At 26.1% G+C, this 17,693-nt stretch carries 17 protein-coding genes; 6 read left to right on the top strand and 11 right to left on the bottom strand.

The genetic code is table 11. The features are described 5' to 3' along the window. On the bottom strand, positions 1–163 hold a 163-nt coding region (locus tag CRU93_RS11680), incomplete at its 3' end, for an FAD-dependent oxidoreductase (RefSeq protein WP_164967676.1). Positions 164–340: 177 nt separating this feature from the next. On the opposite strand from CRU93_RS11680, the gene CRU93_RS11675 reads away from it, so the two are divergent. Beyond that, positions 341–1,666, top strand: a complete 1,326-nt coding sequence (locus CRU93_RS11675) for a sodium:alanine symporter family protein (protein WP_129104381.1) — start codon at positions 341–343, stop codon at positions 1,664–1,666. 31 nt (positions 1,667–1,697) lie between these two features. Here the strand turns inward: CRU93_RS11675 and CRU93_RS11670 are convergent, their stop codons facing one another. After that, complete coding sequence (locus tag CRU93_RS11670; RefSeq protein ID WP_129104380.1) at positions 1,698–2,354, bottom strand: response regulator transcription factor; 657 nt, start codon at positions 2,352–2,354, stop codon at positions 1,698–1,700. Next, complete coding sequence (locus CRU93_RS11665; RefSeq protein WP_129104379.1) at positions 2,351–4,510, bottom strand: HAMP domain-containing sensor histidine kinase; 2,160 nt, start codon at positions 4,508–4,510, stop codon at positions 2,351–2,353. The genes CRU93_RS11670 and CRU93_RS11665 overlap by 4 nt, the downstream gene beginning before the upstream one ends. Before the next feature lie 180 nt (positions 4,511–4,690). Here CRU93_RS11665 and CRU93_RS11660 point away from each other — a divergent pair, with 180 nt between their 5' ends. Further along, entirely contained in the window at positions 4,691–6,034 is a 1,344-nt protein-coding gene (locus tag CRU93_RS11660) for an anaerobic C4-dicarboxylate transporter (protein ID WP_129104378.1), read from the top strand. Positions 6,035–6,146: 112 nt separating this feature from the next. Here the strand turns inward: CRU93_RS11660 and CRU93_RS11655 are convergent, their stop codons facing one another. The 3 genes from CRU93_RS11655 to trxA are packed head-to-tail and all read right to left on the bottom strand — an operon-like array spanning position 6,147 to position 9,335. Then, positions 6,147–6,803: a response regulator transcription factor gene (locus CRU93_RS11655; protein ID WP_129104377.1), complete on the bottom strand. Its 657-nt coding sequence runs from the start codon at positions 6,801–6,803 to the stop codon at positions 6,147–6,149. Next, positions 6,800–8,959 (bottom strand): ABC transporter substrate binding protein, encoded by a 2,160-nt coding sequence (locus tag CRU93_RS11650; RefSeq protein WP_129104376.1) that lies wholly within the window; start codon positions 8,957–8,959, stop codon positions 6,800–6,802. Before CRU93_RS11650 ends, CRU93_RS11655 begins: the two co-directional genes overlap by 4 nt. A 58-nt stretch (positions 8,960–9,017) precedes the next feature. Next, positions 9,018–9,335 carry a thioredoxin gene (gene trxA, locus CRU93_RS11645; RefSeq protein ID WP_129104375.1) on the bottom strand — a complete coding sequence of 106 codons (318 nt, stop codon included), beginning with the start codon at positions 9,333–9,335 and terminating at the stop codon, positions 9,018–9,020. Between the two features lie 129 nt (positions 9,336–9,464). On the opposite strand from trxA, the gene alaS reads away from it, so the two are divergent. Continuing rightward, complete coding sequence (gene alaS, locus CRU93_RS11640) at positions 9,465–12,020, top strand: alanine--tRNA ligase (protein WP_129104374.1); 2,556 nt, start codon at positions 9,465–9,467, stop codon at positions 12,018–12,020. Then, a complete protein-coding gene (locus tag CRU93_RS11635; RefSeq protein ID WP_129104373.1) occupies positions 12,020–12,499 on the top strand; it encodes a hypothetical protein in 480 nt (159 codons plus the stop codon). Before alaS ends, CRU93_RS11635 begins: the two co-directional genes overlap by 1 nt. Here the strand turns inward: CRU93_RS11635 and CRU93_RS11630 are convergent. The 5 genes from CRU93_RS11630 to CRU93_RS11610 all read right to left on the bottom strand — a co-directional run bounded on the left by CRU93_RS11630 (position 12,496) and on the right by CRU93_RS11610 (position 16,677). Further along, positions 12,496–13,008, bottom strand: coding sequence for an NlpC/P60 family protein (locus CRU93_RS11630; RefSeq protein WP_129104372.1), 513 nt, complete (start codon positions 13,006–13,008; stop codon positions 12,496–12,498). The two genes, CRU93_RS11635 and CRU93_RS11630, sit on opposite strands and share 4 nt — an antisense overlap. Before the next feature lie 19 nt (positions 13,009–13,027). Then, the gene (locus CRU93_RS11625; RefSeq protein WP_129104371.1) at positions 13,028–13,957 is read right to left on the bottom strand and encodes an AEC family transporter; all 930 of its coding nucleotides are present in this window, start codon (positions 13,955–13,957) and stop codon (positions 13,028–13,030) included. Positions 13,958–13,959: 2 nt separating this feature from the next. Next, positions 13,960–14,538, bottom strand: coding sequence for a hypothetical protein (locus CRU93_RS11620; RefSeq protein ID WP_129104370.1), 579 nt, complete (start codon positions 14,536–14,538; stop codon positions 13,960–13,962). Then, the gene (locus CRU93_RS11615) at positions 14,539–15,465 is read right to left on the bottom strand and encodes an AEC family transporter (RefSeq protein WP_129104369.1); all 927 of its coding nucleotides are present in this window, start codon (positions 15,463–15,465) and stop codon (positions 14,539–14,541) included. Between the two features lie 261 nt (positions 15,466–15,726). Continuing rightward, positions 15,727–16,677 (bottom strand): ketopantoate reductase family protein, encoded by a 951-nt coding sequence (locus CRU93_RS11610; RefSeq protein WP_129104368.1) that lies wholly within the window; start codon positions 16,675–16,677, stop codon positions 15,727–15,729. Positions 16,678–16,748: 71 nt separating this feature from the next. On the opposite strand from CRU93_RS11610, the gene maf reads away from it, so the two are divergent. Next, the gene (maf, locus tag CRU93_RS11605; RefSeq protein WP_129104367.1) at positions 16,749–17,294 is read left to right on the top strand and encodes a septum formation inhibitor Maf; all 546 of its coding nucleotides are present in this window, start codon (positions 16,749–16,751) and stop codon (positions 17,292–17,294) included. 14 nt (positions 17,295–17,308) lie between these two features. Next, positions 17,309–17,692 carry a tautomerase gene (locus CRU93_RS11600; protein WP_129104366.1) on the top strand — a complete coding sequence of 128 codons (384 nt, stop codon included), beginning with the start codon at positions 17,309–17,311 and terminating at the stop codon, positions 17,690–17,692. Position 17,693: the final 1 nt, after the last annotated feature.

Below are 17,693 nucleotides of genomic sequence, written 5' to 3'. Positions count from 1 at the left end.
CTTCTAACTGTCCAGGATAATTTTCAATTTCAGAACTACCAGTAATTTGTCCTCCTGGCATTCCCATCTCAAACATTACTACATCTTTTAATCCACCTCTTGTTGAGTATAACCCAGCTGTTAATCCTGCTGGCCCTCCTCCTATTATTGCTAAATCTAACATTTGAAGATCCTTTATTTTATTAAGAAGGAATAATACTAAAAAAATATTAAGTAGTAGGTTAATTATAGACCCCTAATTTAATTACTTAAGTTTATCTTTTATAAGCTGAACCTAAGTCTTCACTTAATTTTAATTTAATTTTTGATATTTTATAAGCCTTCAAAGGAGAAAATTGTCATGGAAACATTGAATAATGTTATTTCTAGTATCTCATCATTTGTATGGGGTGTTCCTATGCTAACACTTTTAGTTGGGACAGGATTATATTTAACAATAAGATTAAAGGGAATGCAATTTTGGGCACTAGGGCATGCTCTTAAATTAATATTTATAAAAGAAAAAGGTGCAAAAGGAGATATATCTCACTTTTCTGCATTAACAACTGCACTTGCAGCAACTGTTGGTATTGGTAATATTGTAGGAGTTGCAACAGCAATTACTTTAGGTGGTCCAGGTTCAGTATTTTGGATGTGGGTAACTGGTTTAGTTGGTATGGCAACAAAATATTCAGAAGCAATTTTAGCAGTAAAATATAGAGAAGAAGGTAAACATGGCTTTAAGGGTGGGCCTATGTATTATATTACAAAAGGTGCAAACTTGCCAAAGCTTGGAGCACTTTTTGCTTTTTTTACTATTCTTGCATCATTTGGTATTGGTAATATGTCACAATCAAATGCGGTTGCAAAAGCTTTAGATGTACAATTTGCTGTTCCTACATGGCTAACAGGTATAGTACTTTTAACAATCACTTCTTTTGTTATTTTAGGTGGTATTAAATCAATTGGAAAAACAACATCATTTTTAATTCCATTTATGATTGCAATATATTTAATTACTGCATTTTTTATTGTTTTTTCTAACCTAGATAAAGTAGGTGATGCATTTTCACTTATTTTTTATCATGCAGTAAATCCAATTGCAGCAGGTGGTGGATTTGCAGGTGCAGTTGTTGCTACTGCTATTAGATATGGTCTTGCAAGAGGTGTATTTTCAAATGAATCAGGTTTAGGTTCTGCGCCAATTGCTGCAGCAGCAGCCAAAACAAATGACCCAGTTAAACAAGCATTAGTATCAATGACTCAAACATTTATTGATACATTAGTTGTTTGTACAACAACTGCATTAATTATTTTAATGGCTCCTATTTGGCACCAAGGTATTAATGCAGGAGAATTAACTTTAAAAAGTTTTGAGTTTTTCTTAGGTGACACTGGTGCAATTGTAATTGTAATTGCAACTGTACTTTTTGGTTATTCAACTATTCTTGGGTGGTCTTATTATGGGGAAAGAGCATTTGAATATCTATTTGGACATAAATCAGTAAAATTATATAAAATTGTTTTTGTAAGTTTTATTCTTATAGGAGCTATGCTAAAAATTGATTTAGTATGGGATTTTTCTGATGTAGCAAATGGATTAATGGCTATACCAAACTTAATAGGTCTTCTTTTACTATCTAATGTTGTAACAAAAGAGACAAAAAGATATTTTAAAAATAAATAACTAATATAAGAGGCTTAGCCCTCTTATATAGCTAAATAGACTTAACACTTTTATTTAATGAATAACCAATACCTTTAATAATAGTAATACTATCTGTTGGTAATTTTTTTCTTAATCTTTTAATCATCGAACGAATATTTGCTAAAGTCGTATCTTCACCTTCCCATACATACTCTTCAATATTTTCATATGTGGCAACAAAATGTATATTTCTTGAAAAAAGCTCTAAAAATAAAATCTCTTTTTTGGTTAATTCAATTTCCTCGTCACCTTTGTAAAGTCTATGATCTATATAGCTATACTTAAATGAATCTTCAAATATTAAATACTGTTTTCTTTCTCCACACAACTTTTTTACTTTTTGAAGAAGTTCTATAATATAAAAAGGTTTTTTTAAATAATCATCACAACCTTTTTCATATGATTCTTTAACTTTATCTAATTCATGATTTGAGCTAATTATTAATACTGGTGTATTTTCATGATTTAATCTTATATACTCTAAAATAGATATACCATCTGCATTTGGTACATTAATATCTAAAATAAAACATGAATAACCATTACCAATTGAGTCTAAAGCTTCATCCCCATCAAAAAAACAATCTACACTATAACCTTCATCAAGTAGTGCATATTTAACTACATTTGATAATCTTTCATTATCTTCAAGTAATAATATTTTCATTTATGCTGTGCCAACCTTATTGTAAACATTGCTCCATCATCTACATTCTCTACATCTATTTTACCATTCATTTTATCTTCAATAATAACTTTTGTCATATATAATCCTATTCCATGACCTTTCTGTTTTGTTGTATAGTATGGTTCAAATATTTTATTAATATATTTATCTTTTATACCTAAAGCATTATCTTTAATCTTAATTACTAAATCATTTTTTTCATTAAAAAGTATTATTTCTATTTTTCTATTTTTATAACTAATCTTTGATAAAGCATCCCTTGCATTATTTATAATATTTAAAAGAGACTGCATTACTTCATTTTTATATCCATTAACTATTAAATTTGTATCTTCTTTAATATCTATTGACATTTTTATATTATTATACTTTAAATTATGATTAACTATTTCAAGCATAGTTTTAATTGCTTCTTCAACATTAAAATCTATTTTTTTATTTGATGGCATTATAAATTTCTGAAACTCATTTATGGTGTCTGTCATATAAGTAACTTGTTGCATTATATCTTTTACAAAACTATCATCTTCATTTTTATTTTCAATTTTTTTTACATAAAATAGTTCTTGTGCTATAGCAGTTATTTCAATTAATGGTGTTTTCCATTGATGTGCAATAGAAGAAAATATTTCACCAATTTCAGCTAATTTACTTTGCTGAATTGCAAATTGTCTATTTTTTTGCTTTTCAATAATGATTTCACGTTCTCTTGTAATATCCGTAAAAATAGTTACATAACCCTCATATTTATACTTTTTTTCATAAAATTTTGCTTGTTTTATTAAAAAAATTCTCTTTTTTAAATTTTCATCAATAAAATCAAATTCATTATTGTTTTTATTCACTTTATAAATATTTATCATTGTATTAATTTGTCTTATTGAATCAATATCTAATAAATCTGATAATCTTCTTTTATACAAATATTCAGATTCAACACCAACTAATTTAGAAAAGGTATTATTTGAATCTACAATTTGACCCATTGCATCTTGCCAAAATATTGGACTTTCAATTGCATTTAGCATTGTTACATCAAATTCAATTCTTTTTCTTAAATCTTTTTCTAAACTCTTTCTTTTATATATATTATGAATTAATCCTAATATCAAAAATACCAGTAAAGGAGAGATTGTAAAAACAAAATCAATTAAATTTCTATAGCTATCAAAAAAACTTTTCTTTTTATGAACAATTGTATATGGAACATCTAAATTAACAATAGAAAGTAAAAATTCATTTAATTTTTTATAATCAAAATAGTATTCGAACTCTTTATAAGAGACAATTTTAATAGAAGCACCATTTAAAATTTTTTCTGCCATTTTTCCTGCATCATAACCTAATTTATAAAGATCAACTATTTTTCCACCTGTTGCACCTTTTTTTATAAATAAAGAGTCCGTAACAAATATAGGAATTTTTACATTATTTATAAATTTAGCAATATCACTATTTTTGTTTAAAGTTCCATCTTTATTTTTATAAAATCTAATAAATAATCCAGCACTTCCTTCTTCAAAAGGAAATTTTTTTAATAATGATAGATTATTCTCTTTTATATATTCTAATTTTATTCTTCCTTTAAAACTTTTTAAAAGATTTTCAATTAAAGGTTCTGTATGCATACCATTTATACTTTTATCATTTATAATATAAAGTTTTTTGATACTATAAAAATTATCTTCAATCATTTTTACATTACCAAGTAAATCTCTTTTTTCTAGAATTGCAGATATTTTGTCTTCTAGTGAATATTTTTTTGCTTTTTGATATGAAAATTTTTCAATTCCTACAGCAAGTATTGGTTCAGTTTCAAAAAGTTCTGCATAATTTTCAACAACAAAATCATATGCAAATCTATCAATAGGAATAATTAAATCATATTTTCTATTTTTTAATTGTATTTTATAAAGTTTTTTTAAACTTATAAAATACTCCTTTGAAGAGATTCTTTTTGAATCCATATATAGTATATTAAAGTCTATATTGTCATTTTTTAATAATACATTTTCTAAGCCAGAAATAACCTTATCACTCCATTGATAACCTTTGTGATAGGAGTTTATTACAAGAATAGAATATGCAAATAGTTGAATATTTATAAAAATTAAAAACAATAATATTTTTTTCATGTATTCATTATACTAAATAGATTATTAATAATTAGAAGCCACCAAACTTAATTTTAAATTAAATTATTTTATAAGTTTATTATTTTTATAAAATATTCAAATTGTCATACTAATGACATATTACACATATACAATTCCAACATGAATACATATTCAGGTATGTAAAATAAAGGACAAATTATGGAATTTACAATACAATTAATCATTGTTTTGGCTGTTTTATTCCTAGGTGCTAGAAAAGGTGGATTAGCATTAGGTTTATTCGGTGGTATTGGTGTTGTTATTTTAGTTTTTGGATTCGGAATGACTCCTGGTAATCCTCCAATTAAAGTAATGTTAGTTATGCTTGCAGTTATTACTGCTGGTGCAACACTTCAAGCATCAGGTGGGTTAGATGTTATGCTTCAATTAGCAGAAAAATTGTTAAGAAAACATCCTAAACATATTACATTTTTGGCTCCATTAACTACATTAACATTAACATTCCTATGTGGAACTGGACATGTTGTGTATACAATGTTACCAATTATCTATGATATTGCAATTAGAAAAGGTGTAAGACCTGAAAGACCTATGGCAGCAAGTACAATTGCAGCACAAATGGGAATTGTTACTTCTCCTGTATCAGTAGCAGTTGTTTCATTAGTTGCTATGTTATCTGGTCATGCTATGATTAATGGTAAAGAATTAGATTTAGTTCAATTATTATCAATCACAATTCCTGGTGCAATATGTGGTGTTTTAGTTGTAGGTTTCTGGAGTATGTTTAGAGGAAAAAATCTTGAAGATGATCAAGAATTCCAAGAAAAAATCAAAGATCCAGAAATGAAAAAATACATCTATGGTGAAGATAAAACATTATTAAATAATAAATTACCTCAAACTCAATGGAATGCTATGTGGATATTCCTTGGTTCAATTGCTGTAGTTGCTATTTTAGGTGCATTTCCTGAACTTAGACCTGTAATTCATGGTAAACCTCTATCAATGGTTTACGTTATTCAAATGTTCATGTTATCAGCTGGTGCTATTATCTTTGTTGTTGCTAAAGTTAAACCTTCTGCAATTTCAAGTAATGAAGTATTCAAATCTGGTATGGTTGCATTAATTGCAGTATATGGTGTTGCATGGATGACTAAAACAATGTTTGGTGCACACATTGGTGATATTAAAGAAGTACTTGGTGGAGTTGTTGCTCAATATCCATGGGCATATGCATTAGTATTAATCTTTGTTTCAAAATTGGTTAACTCACAAGGTGCTGCGTTAGCTGCTATTGTACCAATTGCACTTTCAGTTGGTGTTGACCCTGGTGTTATTGCTGCATTTGCTGCTGCTTGTTATGGGTATTATATTTTACCAACTTACCCAAGTGACTTAGCTGCAATTAGTTTTGATAGATCTGGAACTACAAGAATTGGTAAATTTGTTATCAATCACAGTTTCATTATCCCTGGTATAATTGGAGTAGGTACTGCTTCAACTGTAGGATTTATCTTAGCAAAATTATATGGAATTATTTAATAAAGTAAAGAGAACAATCTCTTTACTTTTATTTTAAATTTAGTGAATTTCTTTCCTTTTATAATCGTAAATTTATCACTAAATAAAAAAATATAAGAGGAGTTCCCACCTCTTATATATATTTTGCACTCTTATTAAGTGAATATCCCATTCCTTTTACAATTACAATACTATCTTCAGGAAGTTTTTTTCTCAATCTTTTTATCATTGCTCTAATATTTGTTAGGTTTGTTTCTTCACCTTGCCATACATAATCTATCATTTCATCATAACTTGCAATTTTATTTAAATTTTGAGCAAATAGTTCTAAAAATAAAATCTCTTTTTTTGTAAGTTCTACTTCTACCTCATCAATATACAATTTATGTTTTTTTAAATCAAAAATTGTTCCTTGTGATAATTCAAACTTATTAGACTCTGGACTACATAATTTTTTTACTTTTTCAACTAGTTCAATTATATAAAAAGGTTTTTTTATATAATCATTACATCCAAATTTATAAGATTTTTCTATTTTTTCTAAATCATGATTTGAACTTATAATTAAAACTGGCACATCTTTTGATTTGATTCTAATATATTCTAATAGGGTAATTCCATCTATTGAAGGAACATTTATATCTAAAATAAAACAGTTATATCCATTTTCTAATACATTTAAAGCATCATCACCATTTGCATAACAATCAACTTCATAACCTTCTTTTTCTAAAGAACTCTTTATAAGTTTTAAAAGCCTCTCATTATCCTCTAATGCCAATATTTTCATCTGTTTTGCTCCAGTATAATAGTAAAACAAGCCCCGATTTTTGTATTTTTAACTCTTATTTTACCATTCATTTTATCTTCTATTATTACTTTTGTCATATATAAACCTATCCCACTTCCATGTTTTTTAGTTGAATAATATGGAGTAAAAATTGTATGTATATTTTTTGTACTTATTCCACCTGCATTATCTTTTATATTTACATATAGACTATTTTGTTTATTAAATATCTCTATATTTATTTTTCTATTTTTAAAATCATTTTTAATAAGTTCATCTTTTGCATTATTTATAATATTTAATAAACTTTGCATAAATTCATTTCTATATCCATTTACCATAACATTTGTATTGTCTTTTAAATCTATAGTTATATCTATATAATTAAATCTAATAGTATGGTCAATTATTTTAAGTAAAGAAGTAATTGCCTCATATATATCAAAAGTACTCTTTTTATTTGATGGCTTTATAAACTCTTGAAAATCATTTATTGTATCATTCATATATTTAACTTGAGTCATAATATCTTTTACATAAGACTCTCTTTCTTTATCATCATCCTCACTTGAATAAAAACTCTCTTGTGCTATTGTTGTAATCTCTAATAAAGGAGCTTTCCATTGATGTGCAATTGCAGAAAAAATTTCACCAATTTCTGCTAATTTTGACTGTTGAATTAAAAATTCTTGATTTCTCTCTTTTTCTTTTTCAATTTGTCTTTCTTTTGTTACATCAGTCAAAATAGTCACAGTTCCATAACTTTGAGATTTTTCATCTTTAAACTTTGCTTGATTAACTAAATATATTTTCTTTTTATTATCTTCTACTTCTATTGTGAAAAATATATTTTTTCTACCTTTATTATTATACGATTCTAATGCTTCTAAAAGTTTTTTTACTCTTGGATAACTTCTTAGTTTTTTTAAAGTTGAATAATATAATTTCTCTTCAGGAAGTGCTAACATTGAACTAAATTTATTATTAAAATCTACTATTTGTTCATCTTTATTTTGCCAAAAAATTGGATTTTTAATTGTATTTAATAAAGTTTCATCAAAATCAATTCTCTCTTTTAGAAGTTTTTCTGTTTGTTTTCTATAATGAATATTATGTAAAAGTCCAACTACTAAAAGTAAAAGTAAAGGAAATAATAAAAATAGTATTTCAAAAAGATCTTTATTTTTTTCAAAAAAATCTTGGGGTTTATTTACTATTTTATAACTATTATAAAAATAATATGGCTTTATATTGTATTTTCTTAAAATAATACTATCAAACTCATGATTATATTTTAAATTATTATGTTTTTTTGGTTTTTTATTATCTAATATATTTTTTGCTAATTGTGCAGTTTTTTCACCCAAATTATAAATTGATACCAATTTACCACCAACAACACCTTTTTTTAAATATAAATCATTGGATACAAAGATAGGTAAGTGAGCATTTTTTATAAAATCATAAACATGTGTTGAACTAATAATATTTTTTGAGTCATCTTTTAATAAGTTAATAAGAAATATTGCTTGATTTTTTTTAAAATGATTAAATTCATTTTTTAATTTTTCAATATTTGTATGCTCAATATATACAATTTCAAAGCGTTTTTTTAAATTTTTTAGTGCTTTTTCTACTTCTAAATTACTTTTATCTTCTTCTAGTGATGTATCAATAATATAAAGTTTTTTTAGCTTTTTCATAACTGAATAAATAAATTGTATATTCTCTTTAATATCAGCAATTGCGCTCAAAGTATATATATTATTATCAGTTACTTTTGGTTTTTGTGTTCCTGCATAAACAATTGGAATATTTTTAAAAAGATTATGTTTATTATTTCTGGTAAAATTATAAGCAAACTTATCTATACAAATAACTAAATCAATATCAATATGTTTTAATTTTTTAGTATAAAAATCTAATAATACATTGTCATAATTATCTATTTTTACTCTATTAGAATCCATATATAAAATTGTTGTATCAATATCTTTACTTTCATTCAAAGTATTTTCTATACCATTTATTATATTATCACTGTATAAAAATCCTTTATGATATGAATTTAAAATAAGTATGTTTTTTAAATCTTTTGCATATAAAAAGTAGTTATTAAAAATAAATAATATAAAAAATAATTTAAGGTATTTCATTATTAAAATAGAAGATTAAAACCTAAGAGGAGAATTTTCTCCTCTTAATATAGTTTTATTATAGAAGTGAATTAATTTTATCAGCAAGTGCTTGTTTAGATGTTGCACCAACCATTTGATCTACAACTTCTCCATCTTTAGTAAAGATGATTGTTGGGATTGATCTAATTCCATATTTAACAGCTAAGTCTTGTTGCTCATCTGTATTTACTTTACAAATGTTTGCTTTTCCGTCAAACTCTTCACCTAATTCTTCAATTACAGGTGCTAGCATTCTACAAGGTCCACACCATGGAGCCCAGAAATCTACTAACGATACACCGTTTGAAACTGTACTATCAAAGTTTTCTTGAGTTAATTCAATATACTTACCCATATTAATTCCCTTATTTCAAAATATTAATTACAAATTATACTAAGCTAAACTTAAATGTAAGTTGTACTAATCTTCTATAAATTATTATTTGGGTAAAATGTAATTTTTAAATTAATAATGGATAAATAAATGGATGTAAGAAAAGAGTATTTAGAATTTTTTAAAAGTAAAGGACATGAGGTAATCTCTAGTATGCCTTTGGTTCCAGACGATCCTACTTTACTATTCACAAATGCAGGTATGGTACAATTTAAAGATATATTCACAGGAGCTGTTCCTACGCCTGAAAATAAAACTGCTACAAGTTGCCAATTATGTGTAAGAGCTGGTGGGAAACATAATGACTTAGAAAATGTGGGATACACTGCAAGACATCATACACTTTTTGAGATGCTAGGAAATTTCTCTTTTGGAGATTATTTCAAGAAAGATGCAATTGCATATGCATGGGAATTTATCACTAAAAATCTTGAATTACCTATTGACAAATTATGGGTTACAATTCATGATAGTGATGATGAAGCTTTTGAACTATGGAAAAATCATATAAGTGAAGATAGAATCAAAAGATTTGGGGATAAAGACAACTTTTGGTCAATGGGAGATACAGGTGCTTGTGGACCATGTTCAGAGATTTTCTATGACCAAGGAGAAGAGAACTTTAATAGTGATGAAGATTACTTAGGTGGAGAAGGAGATAGATTTTTAGAAATTTGGAATCTTGTTTTCATGCAGTATGAAAGAGATAATGAAGGTAATTTAAACCCTCTACCAAAACCATCAATTGATACAGGAATGGGTCTTGAAAGAGTTGTTGCTATTAAAGAAGGAAAATTTAATAACTTTGATTCATCACTATTTATGCCTCTAATTACTAAAACTCAAGAATTAGCTAATAAAAAAATTACTAACTCTAATATTGGAAGTTTTAGAGTAATCGCAGATCACTTAAGAGCAGTTAGCTTTATGATAAGTCAAGGTATTTTATTTGATAAAGAAGGTAGAGGTTATGTTCTTAGAAGAATCCTAAGAAGAGCTGTAAGACATGGTTATTTACTAGGATTAAAAGAGCCATTTTTAGCAAAACTTGTAGATACATTAGATGATTTAATGGGTTCTCATTACACTGCAATAAAAGAACAAAAAGAGTATATAAAAGAGCAAATCACACTTGAAGAAGCAAGATTTTTCAAAACTATTGATTCAGGAATGTCTTTATTTGAAGAAGAGTTAAAAAAGACAAAAGAAAAATTTTCAGGTGAAATTGCATTTAAACTTTATGATACATTTGGATTCCCTTTAGATTTAACACAAGATATGCTAAGAGATAAAAACTTAGATATTGATATTGCAAAATTTGAAGAGCTTATGAATGAACAAAGAACAAAAGCCAAAGCAGCTTGGAAAGGAAGTGGAGATACTCTTGCAGAGGGTGATTTCAAATCACTACTTGAAAAGTATGGTAAAAATGAATTTGTTGGATATGAAAAAACTGCACAAACTTGTAAAATTGTTAGTATTTTAGATGAAAACTTCAAAGAAGTTGAGCAATTAAAAAAGGGTGATGAAGGTTGGGTTATGTTAGATAAAACTCCTTTCTATGCACAATCTGGTGGTCAATGTGGTGATATTGGTATTATAGAAGAGGAAAGCCATATTGCAGAAGTATTAGACACTAAGAAATTTTTTGATTTAAATTTATCACAAGTAAAAGTTACAAACTCAATATTAAAAATAAATGAAACTTTACATGCAGTTGTAGTAAATAGATATGAAGTTGCTAAACACCATAGTGCAACACACCTTTTACAAACAGCATTAAAAATGGTTTTAGGTGAAAATGTAGCACAGGCTGGTTCTTTAAATGAATCTTCTAGATTAAGATTTGATTTCACTTATGCAAAAGCAATGACAAATGAACAAATTAAAGAAGTTCAAGATTTAGTTAATTCTATGATTGCAAGAGGAATAGCTTCAACAACTGAAGAATTACCAATAGAAGAAGCTAAGAAAAAAGGTGCTATTGCTATGTTTGGTGAAAAATATGGTGATAAAGTAAGAGTAGTTGATTTTGGAGGAGTAAGTGTTGAATTTTGTGGAGGAACCCATGTAAGAAACACATCTGATATTGGAAGCTTTTATATTACAAAAGAATCAGGTGTTAGTGCAGGTGTAAGAAGAATAGAAGCTGTATGTGGTCTTGCAGCAATTAACTACACAAATGAAATAATCAATAGTTATAACCATTTACAAGTAGAAGTTAAAAACCAAGATGTATTAGCAGGTGTAAAAAAATTAAAAGATCAAATTAAAGATTTGAAAAAAGAGTTAGAAGTTGCACAAAACCAATCTCAAGCACCAATTAAAGAAGAGATGATAAATGATACAAAAGTTGTTGTTGATGTTGTAAAAAATGGTGATATCAAAAAAATTGTTGATGATTTAAAAAATGCTAATGAAAAACTTGCAGTTTTACTTTTACAACCAAAAGGTGAAAAAGTAATGATTGTTGCAGGTTGTAAAAATACAACAGTTAAAGCTGGTGATTGGATTAAAAACATTGCACCAATCGTTGGTGGTGGAGGTGGAGGAAGACCTGACTTCGCACAAGCTGGTGGAAAAGATGTATCAAAAATAGATGAAGCTAAAGTTAAAGCTTTAGAGTTTGTTAAAGCACAATTATAATGCAATCATTATTTAATAACTATTCATCATTAATTGTATTTTTACATGTTATTAGTGCTGTTTTATGGGTAGGAGGAATGATAGCAATTAGATTTGCTATTCATTACTCTATTCAAGATATTAAAGAACCAAAAATAAAACTAGAAAGAACATTAGAAAATCTTAGAAGATTTTTTAATATGGTTATTCCAGCAATAATCACAATATTAATCACTGCAATTATCATGATAATAGCTCTAAATTTAAAACAGAGTAGTTTATACTCTACAGCAATTGCAAAAGAGAGTATTTGGACAATTATGACAATTGTTTTTATAACAATTTATATAAAAAGAAACAAAGCACAAAAATATTTTAATGCAAATGATCTACAAAATTGCAAAAACCAATTAGCTCCTATAGCTAAATTTTACATTCCATTAAACATTATTTTAGGTATTATTGCAATATATCTAGGAGTAGTTCTTAGAGGATTTTAATTATCCTCTAAAACTCTTTTTATCTTCCAAAAATGTCTTTTAAAATAAACATTATTTAATGTTGAGATAATTACACCTTTTCGTGAAGATACATGCATAAATTTTCCATCGCCTAAGTATATTCCAACATGTCTACTTTTTCTTCCAGTTTTAAAAAATACTAAATCACCAGGCTTTGCATTTTTTCTACTTACTTTTTTACCTATTTTTGATTGATAGTATGTAGTTCTTGGTATTTTCTTATTTAATTTATTATAAAAAGTTCTTTGAGCAAAGGCAGAACAATCTATTCCATCTTTTGAATCTCCACCATACTTGTATCCTACACCTTTCCATTCTTTATATTGAGATAATAAAACTCTTGTAATTGGCGTATCTTCAATACCTTTTGTTAAATCTTTTTTAGGTTTAGAAGAGAAAGGATTTGAAAAAGACACGAATGAACTAGAACATCCAGTAAAAATAATAGGTAATAATACTAATGTAAACTTAATAACTATTCTTTTCATATGCTACCTCAACAAATAATTAGAAACCACCATATAGTACTATCATACATGGTATATAAACTACTGAGAATATTGTACTTAACAATACAGTAACAATTGCTTTTTCTGGTTTTAATCCATTTATTATAGCTAATGTTACACCATTATTTGCAATAGGCACAATTGAGAAAAGAAATATGATTTGATAAATATGTTCATCATTAAATATATGTATTATATTTTTATCTATAAAAATAAAAAGCAATGCACATATTGGCCAATAAATAAATTTAAAGAAGAAATTAAAAAAAACAAACTTTTTATCTAATTCTCCACTTTGTTTTAAACCAACAAGTCCCATTCCTAATATCATTATACCCAAAATCCCATACACAGCTTTAAATTGAGATGTGTAAACTATTAATTCATCTGGAATTGATAATCCATAAAAATTACATGCAAGACCAAAGATAAAAGCATAAATAACAGGTAATCTAAGTACTTTTTTTAGTGATTGTTTAACTGTAAAATTACCCTTTGCAGTGATATAAAACCCTGTAGTATTTCCATAAAAAATAAACGCAAGTTGGGCAAAAATAAAAATATTTACAACATGAGGTTCAAAAAATAACAATGCCAAAGGAACACCAAAATATCCTGCATTACCTGTTCCTGCATTAAATGCTAAAATATTTGATGTTGCATCTGCCCATTGATTTCTAAAAATTCTATATACCAAAATTGCCGTTATAGAACAAAATAAATAAATTATTATTGGCAATAATGCTAATTTTGTATCAATTTTTACACTTATTGTAGAAGAAAATACAACTAATGGTGTTATTATATAAATAACCAAAGTTGCAATTGATTCTTTTTTTACGTTTAGAAATTTAACGCTTAAATAACCTAAAATAATATTAATATATATAGGTGCAATTTTTAATATTAAAATAAAAAATAGACTCAATTTTAATCACCTAAAAATCTATTACTATCTCTTGAAAAATAGTTATAAAAATTCCCCATAGTCACTAAGCTCTTCTCGTAGTCTTTAGAATATCTTTTTTTATCAATATATTTGCTAATGTAATCTTTATTATATGATTTAATATACTCATTTGACAATTTACCACTATAATCTAAAATGAAAATAGATTTTGAAGTTGTAAAATTATATATTAAATTTACATAACTACTATTATCAATTAAATATGTTGTAAATTCAAAATTATCATAATCATACTGTTCTACAATTTTCATACTTTTTACTTTTTGAGTCGATTTAAAAAGTTCTTCAAAAAAACTTCTTGCAAAACCATTCCACATACAATTTGAGTTTAAATCAATATACTCAATAAAAAGTTTTCCATATTTTTTATTATCTTCTTTCACATAATATGAAAATGTTGTGCAAGGGTTAAATGTAGTAGTTACATTTTTATTTGTCAATTTTAAGTTTTTACTCCACATTGAAATATTATCAACCTGAAAAGGAGTACATCCAGAAAACAAAAATAGTAAACATATTGTATATAAATATTTATTCATTTAAAATCCTTGATATATACTTAAAGTTAAAGGTATATATATTATAGATACTAAGTTACTTAAAAGTACTGTAAAACTTGCTTTTTCAGGTTTTGCTTTTAATAAAATTGCTAAAGTTACTGTGTTTCCAGCTAATGGAACTATTGACATCAAAAATAACACATCATAAATATCTTCATTTAAAAACATGAAAATATTTTTATCCAAATTTATTACAGCTAGCATAAATAAAGGCCAAATAAAAAACTTATAAAAATATGCAATTTTTATATACTTTTTATCAAAATCTTCATCTAAGTCAAACCCTTTTAAGCCCATTCCTAGCATCATCATACCCAATATTCCATAAATCCATTTTAAATTTTCAAAATATGGAACAATATTTGAAGATAGTTCAACTCCTAAAATATTTAAAGTCACTCCTAAAATAAATGCATATACTAAGGGTAATCTTAATATTTTGTGTATTGATTGCTTAGCAGAAAAAGCTCCTTTTGCAGTTACAAAAAAACCTGTTGTATTTTCATATAATAAAGAAGCTAAAGTTACAAATATAAATATATTTACTGCATTTTCATTAAGAAGAATCATAGCTAAAGGAATTCCAAAATAACCAGTATTACCAGTACCACAAGTAAAAGCAAGAGTATTTACACTTGAATCTTTCCAAGTTTTACTATGTTTCATTAGTACAAAAAAAGCAATAAAACTTCCAAATAAAAATACCATTATAGGCAAAAAAGCGATTTGTAAATCAATTTTAATAGATAATGTTGCAAAAAATATAACTGCAGGACCCAAAATATACACTAACAAAAAAGCTACAATATCTCTTCTAACTTTGAGATATTTACTTAAGATATATCCAATACCTATATTGAGATATAAAGGTATGATTTTCCCTAATAATACAAAAAACAGTGACATTTCTTCCCTTATTTTAAAAGAATAATATATCAGAAAAATTATTTATAGTTGATTATGATTTTATTTATGTAGTTTAGAAGAAAGTAAATGTGATAATAAAAATCATGGAGAGGGAGAAAAATCCAGAATAAGTTTATAATAATTACACTATGTATATATATTTTGTAGTAACAAATATACGTCACATTTACTTCAACTGGTGTAATTATAGTATATGTAGGTGACTTTAGTATGACTTTGAGTGACTTTTATATAATTTTACTAATTTTTTCTATTTTTTTCATATAAAAAAGATAAAATTGAGGAAATTGACCTAGTATAAGATGCATCAATCCCTTGCTTTTCACAGTTTTTAATAACAACACCACAAATATCATCTAACTCTAAATCTCTGTTATTTATTTTATCCATCCACATTGATGGTACAATTGATTCAAAACTTTTCATTAATTCAAACATTTCATTTACATCATCTTCAGAAATATTCACTCCTTCAATTGCATTTGATGCAATTGCTGCTTCTTTCATTAGATTATATACCAAAATTGAAGTTTTTTCATCGTTTATCAATTTTCCTGATTTTTCTTCAAGTAAAGCACATATTGCATTTACACCATTATTTATTATTAACTTCTTCCATAATTCAAGTTTTATATTATCTGTTAATATTGTTGTAGTGTTAGTTTTATCTAAAACATCTTTTAAACTGTGTAAAAAATTCTTATTTTTATCATCTTTATATACTGCTCCTAAGATTGTCTGAACTTCTCCTACTGATTCTACTTCTCCCAATTTTATTATGTGTGCAGCAATTAATCTTGTCAAACCACCAATAACTTTTTGTTTAGGTAAATATTCACACATTTTATCTTCATTTTCTACACCATTTTGCAAAGATATAAAATAAGGAGTTTTATGTTCATTTTTAATCCAATTAGATAAGCTTTTGCAAACACTAACAGTACTCATTGATTTTGTAGCTAAGATTACTGCATCTACTTCACTTGGTTTGATATGTTTTAAATCTTCAATTCCTATTACATCAACATAATCTTCAAATATAAAATCTGAATGAGTTAATTTTAATTTATTGTTTTTTAAATATTTTAGATTTTCATTTCTAGCTACAAATGTAACTTCATTTCCTATCATTTTAAGTTTTATTCCATAAAACGATCCTACTCCACCTGCTCCAATTACAATAAATCTCATTTCTTTTCCTAATATTTTTTTTAAATCTAATTATATACTAATTGTGTATAATAAAAATAAAAAGGATTTTTTTGATAAGACTAGGTTCTAATTCACCAACAAGAGCATTACTTTTAAATAAGTTTAATATTGATTTTATACAAAATGGTGGTAATTTTGATGAAGATAGCATAAAAACATTAAACCCAAAATCATTTTGTTTTGAAGCAACAAAAGGTAAATTTGAGGAACTATTTAATAAATATGGAGTTGAACAAATGCCTTTACTTGTTGCAGATAGTGTAGTAACTTGCAATGGGAAACTATTAAGAAAAGCAAAAGACTTAAATGATGCAAGAGAAATGTTACAATTACAAAGTGAAAATAAAACTTCTGTAATTACTTGTATGATATATAAAAAGAAAGATTTAGAATTAATTGATATTTCTTCTACTACTTATAGTTTCAATAAATTTGACAAAGAAGATATGAATAGGTATATTAATTCAGGTGAATGTATGGGAAAAGCAGGTGCGATTATGGTAGAAGGTTTTTGTAAGCCTTATATTAAAGATGTACGAGGTTACGAATCAACAGCTATGGGACTTTGTGTAGAGAAATTAATTCCATATTTATAAAAAGGAAATTTATTATGCCACATTTACAATTTGATGTTAACAAAAAGATAATTGATGGAATAAAAAGAGAATTTATAAAACAAATTCAACAAAGTTATGAAGAAGTAACTCATAACAAAAATGAAAATATTGCTATTAGTATAAAAGAGATGGAAAGATATGATATTAGTCTTTCAAAAGCTGTGGAAGGTGCTGATATATGTCTAATGCAATTAGATATTATTGAAGGTAAAACAAAAGAGCAAAAAAAAGAGTTAGCATTAAGATTTATGGCAATAACAAATAAACTATTTGAAATAGATAATAGAAATCAGTTTATTACTTTTACACAACATGATGAACAAGAGTTTCAACTAATAAAAAATTATATATCTTCCTGGGAAGAACCTATAGCATAAA

Origin of the sequence: Arcobacter sp. CECT 8985 (genome assembly GCF_004116495.1) — a bacterium.
Taxonomy (GTDB): domain Bacteria; phylum Campylobacterota; class Campylobacteria; order Campylobacterales; family Arcobacteraceae; genus Malaciobacter.
Note: the sequence above shows the minus strand (reverse complement) of the source record. Positions and strands in the feature narration are given on the sequence as shown.

Bases quoted from the DNA above. Each gene is read 5' to 3' on its own strand.
- CRU93_RS11615 (WP_129104369.1), bottom strand. From the start codon at position 15,465: ATGTCACTGTTTTTTGTATTATTAGGGAAAATCATACCTTTATATCTC.
- CRU93_RS11655 (WP_129104377.1), bottom strand. From the start codon at position 6,803: ATGAAAATATTGGCATTAGAGGATAATGAGAGGCTTTTAAAACTTATA.
- CRU93_RS11635 (WP_129104373.1), top strand. From the start codon at position 12,020: ATGCAATCATTATTTAATAACTATTCATCATTAATTGTATTTTTACAT.
- alaS (WP_129104374.1), top strand. From the start codon at position 9,465: ATGGATGTAAGAAAAGAGTATTTAGAATTTTTTAAAAGTAAAGGACAT.
- CRU93_RS11670 (WP_129104380.1), bottom strand. From the start codon at position 2,354: ATGAAAATATTATTACTTGAAGATAATGAAAGATTATCAAATGTAGTT.
- CRU93_RS11600 (WP_129104366.1), top strand. From the start codon at position 17,309: ATGCCACATTTACAATTTGATGTTAACAAAAAGATAATTGATGGAATA.
- trxA (WP_129104375.1), bottom strand. From the start codon at position 9,335: ATGGGTAAGTATATTGAATTAACTCAAGAAAACTTTGATAGTACAGTT.
- CRU93_RS11650 (WP_129104376.1), bottom strand. From the start codon at position 8,959: ATGAAATACCTTAAATTATTTTTTATATTATTTATTTTTAATAACTAC.
- CRU93_RS11630 (WP_129104372.1), bottom strand. From the start codon at position 13,008: ATGAAAAGAATAGTTATTAAGTTTACATTAGTATTATTACCTATTATT.
- CRU93_RS11620 (WP_129104370.1), bottom strand. From the start codon at position 14,538: ATGAATAAATATTTATATACAATATGTTTACTATTTTTGTTTTCTGGA.
- CRU93_RS11660 (WP_129104378.1), top strand. From the start codon at position 4,691: ATGGAATTTACAATACAATTAATCATTGTTTTGGCTGTTTTATTCCTA.
- CRU93_RS11675 (WP_129104381.1), top strand. From the start codon at position 341: ATGGAAACATTGAATAATGTTATTTCTAGTATCTCATCATTTGTATGG.
- CRU93_RS11610 (WP_129104368.1), bottom strand. From the start codon at position 16,677: ATGAGATTTATTGTAATTGGAGCAGGTGGAGTAGGATCGTTTTATGGA.
- CRU93_RS11665 (WP_129104379.1), bottom strand. From the start codon at position 4,510: ATGAAAAAAATATTATTGTTTTTAATTTTTATAAATATTCAACTATTT.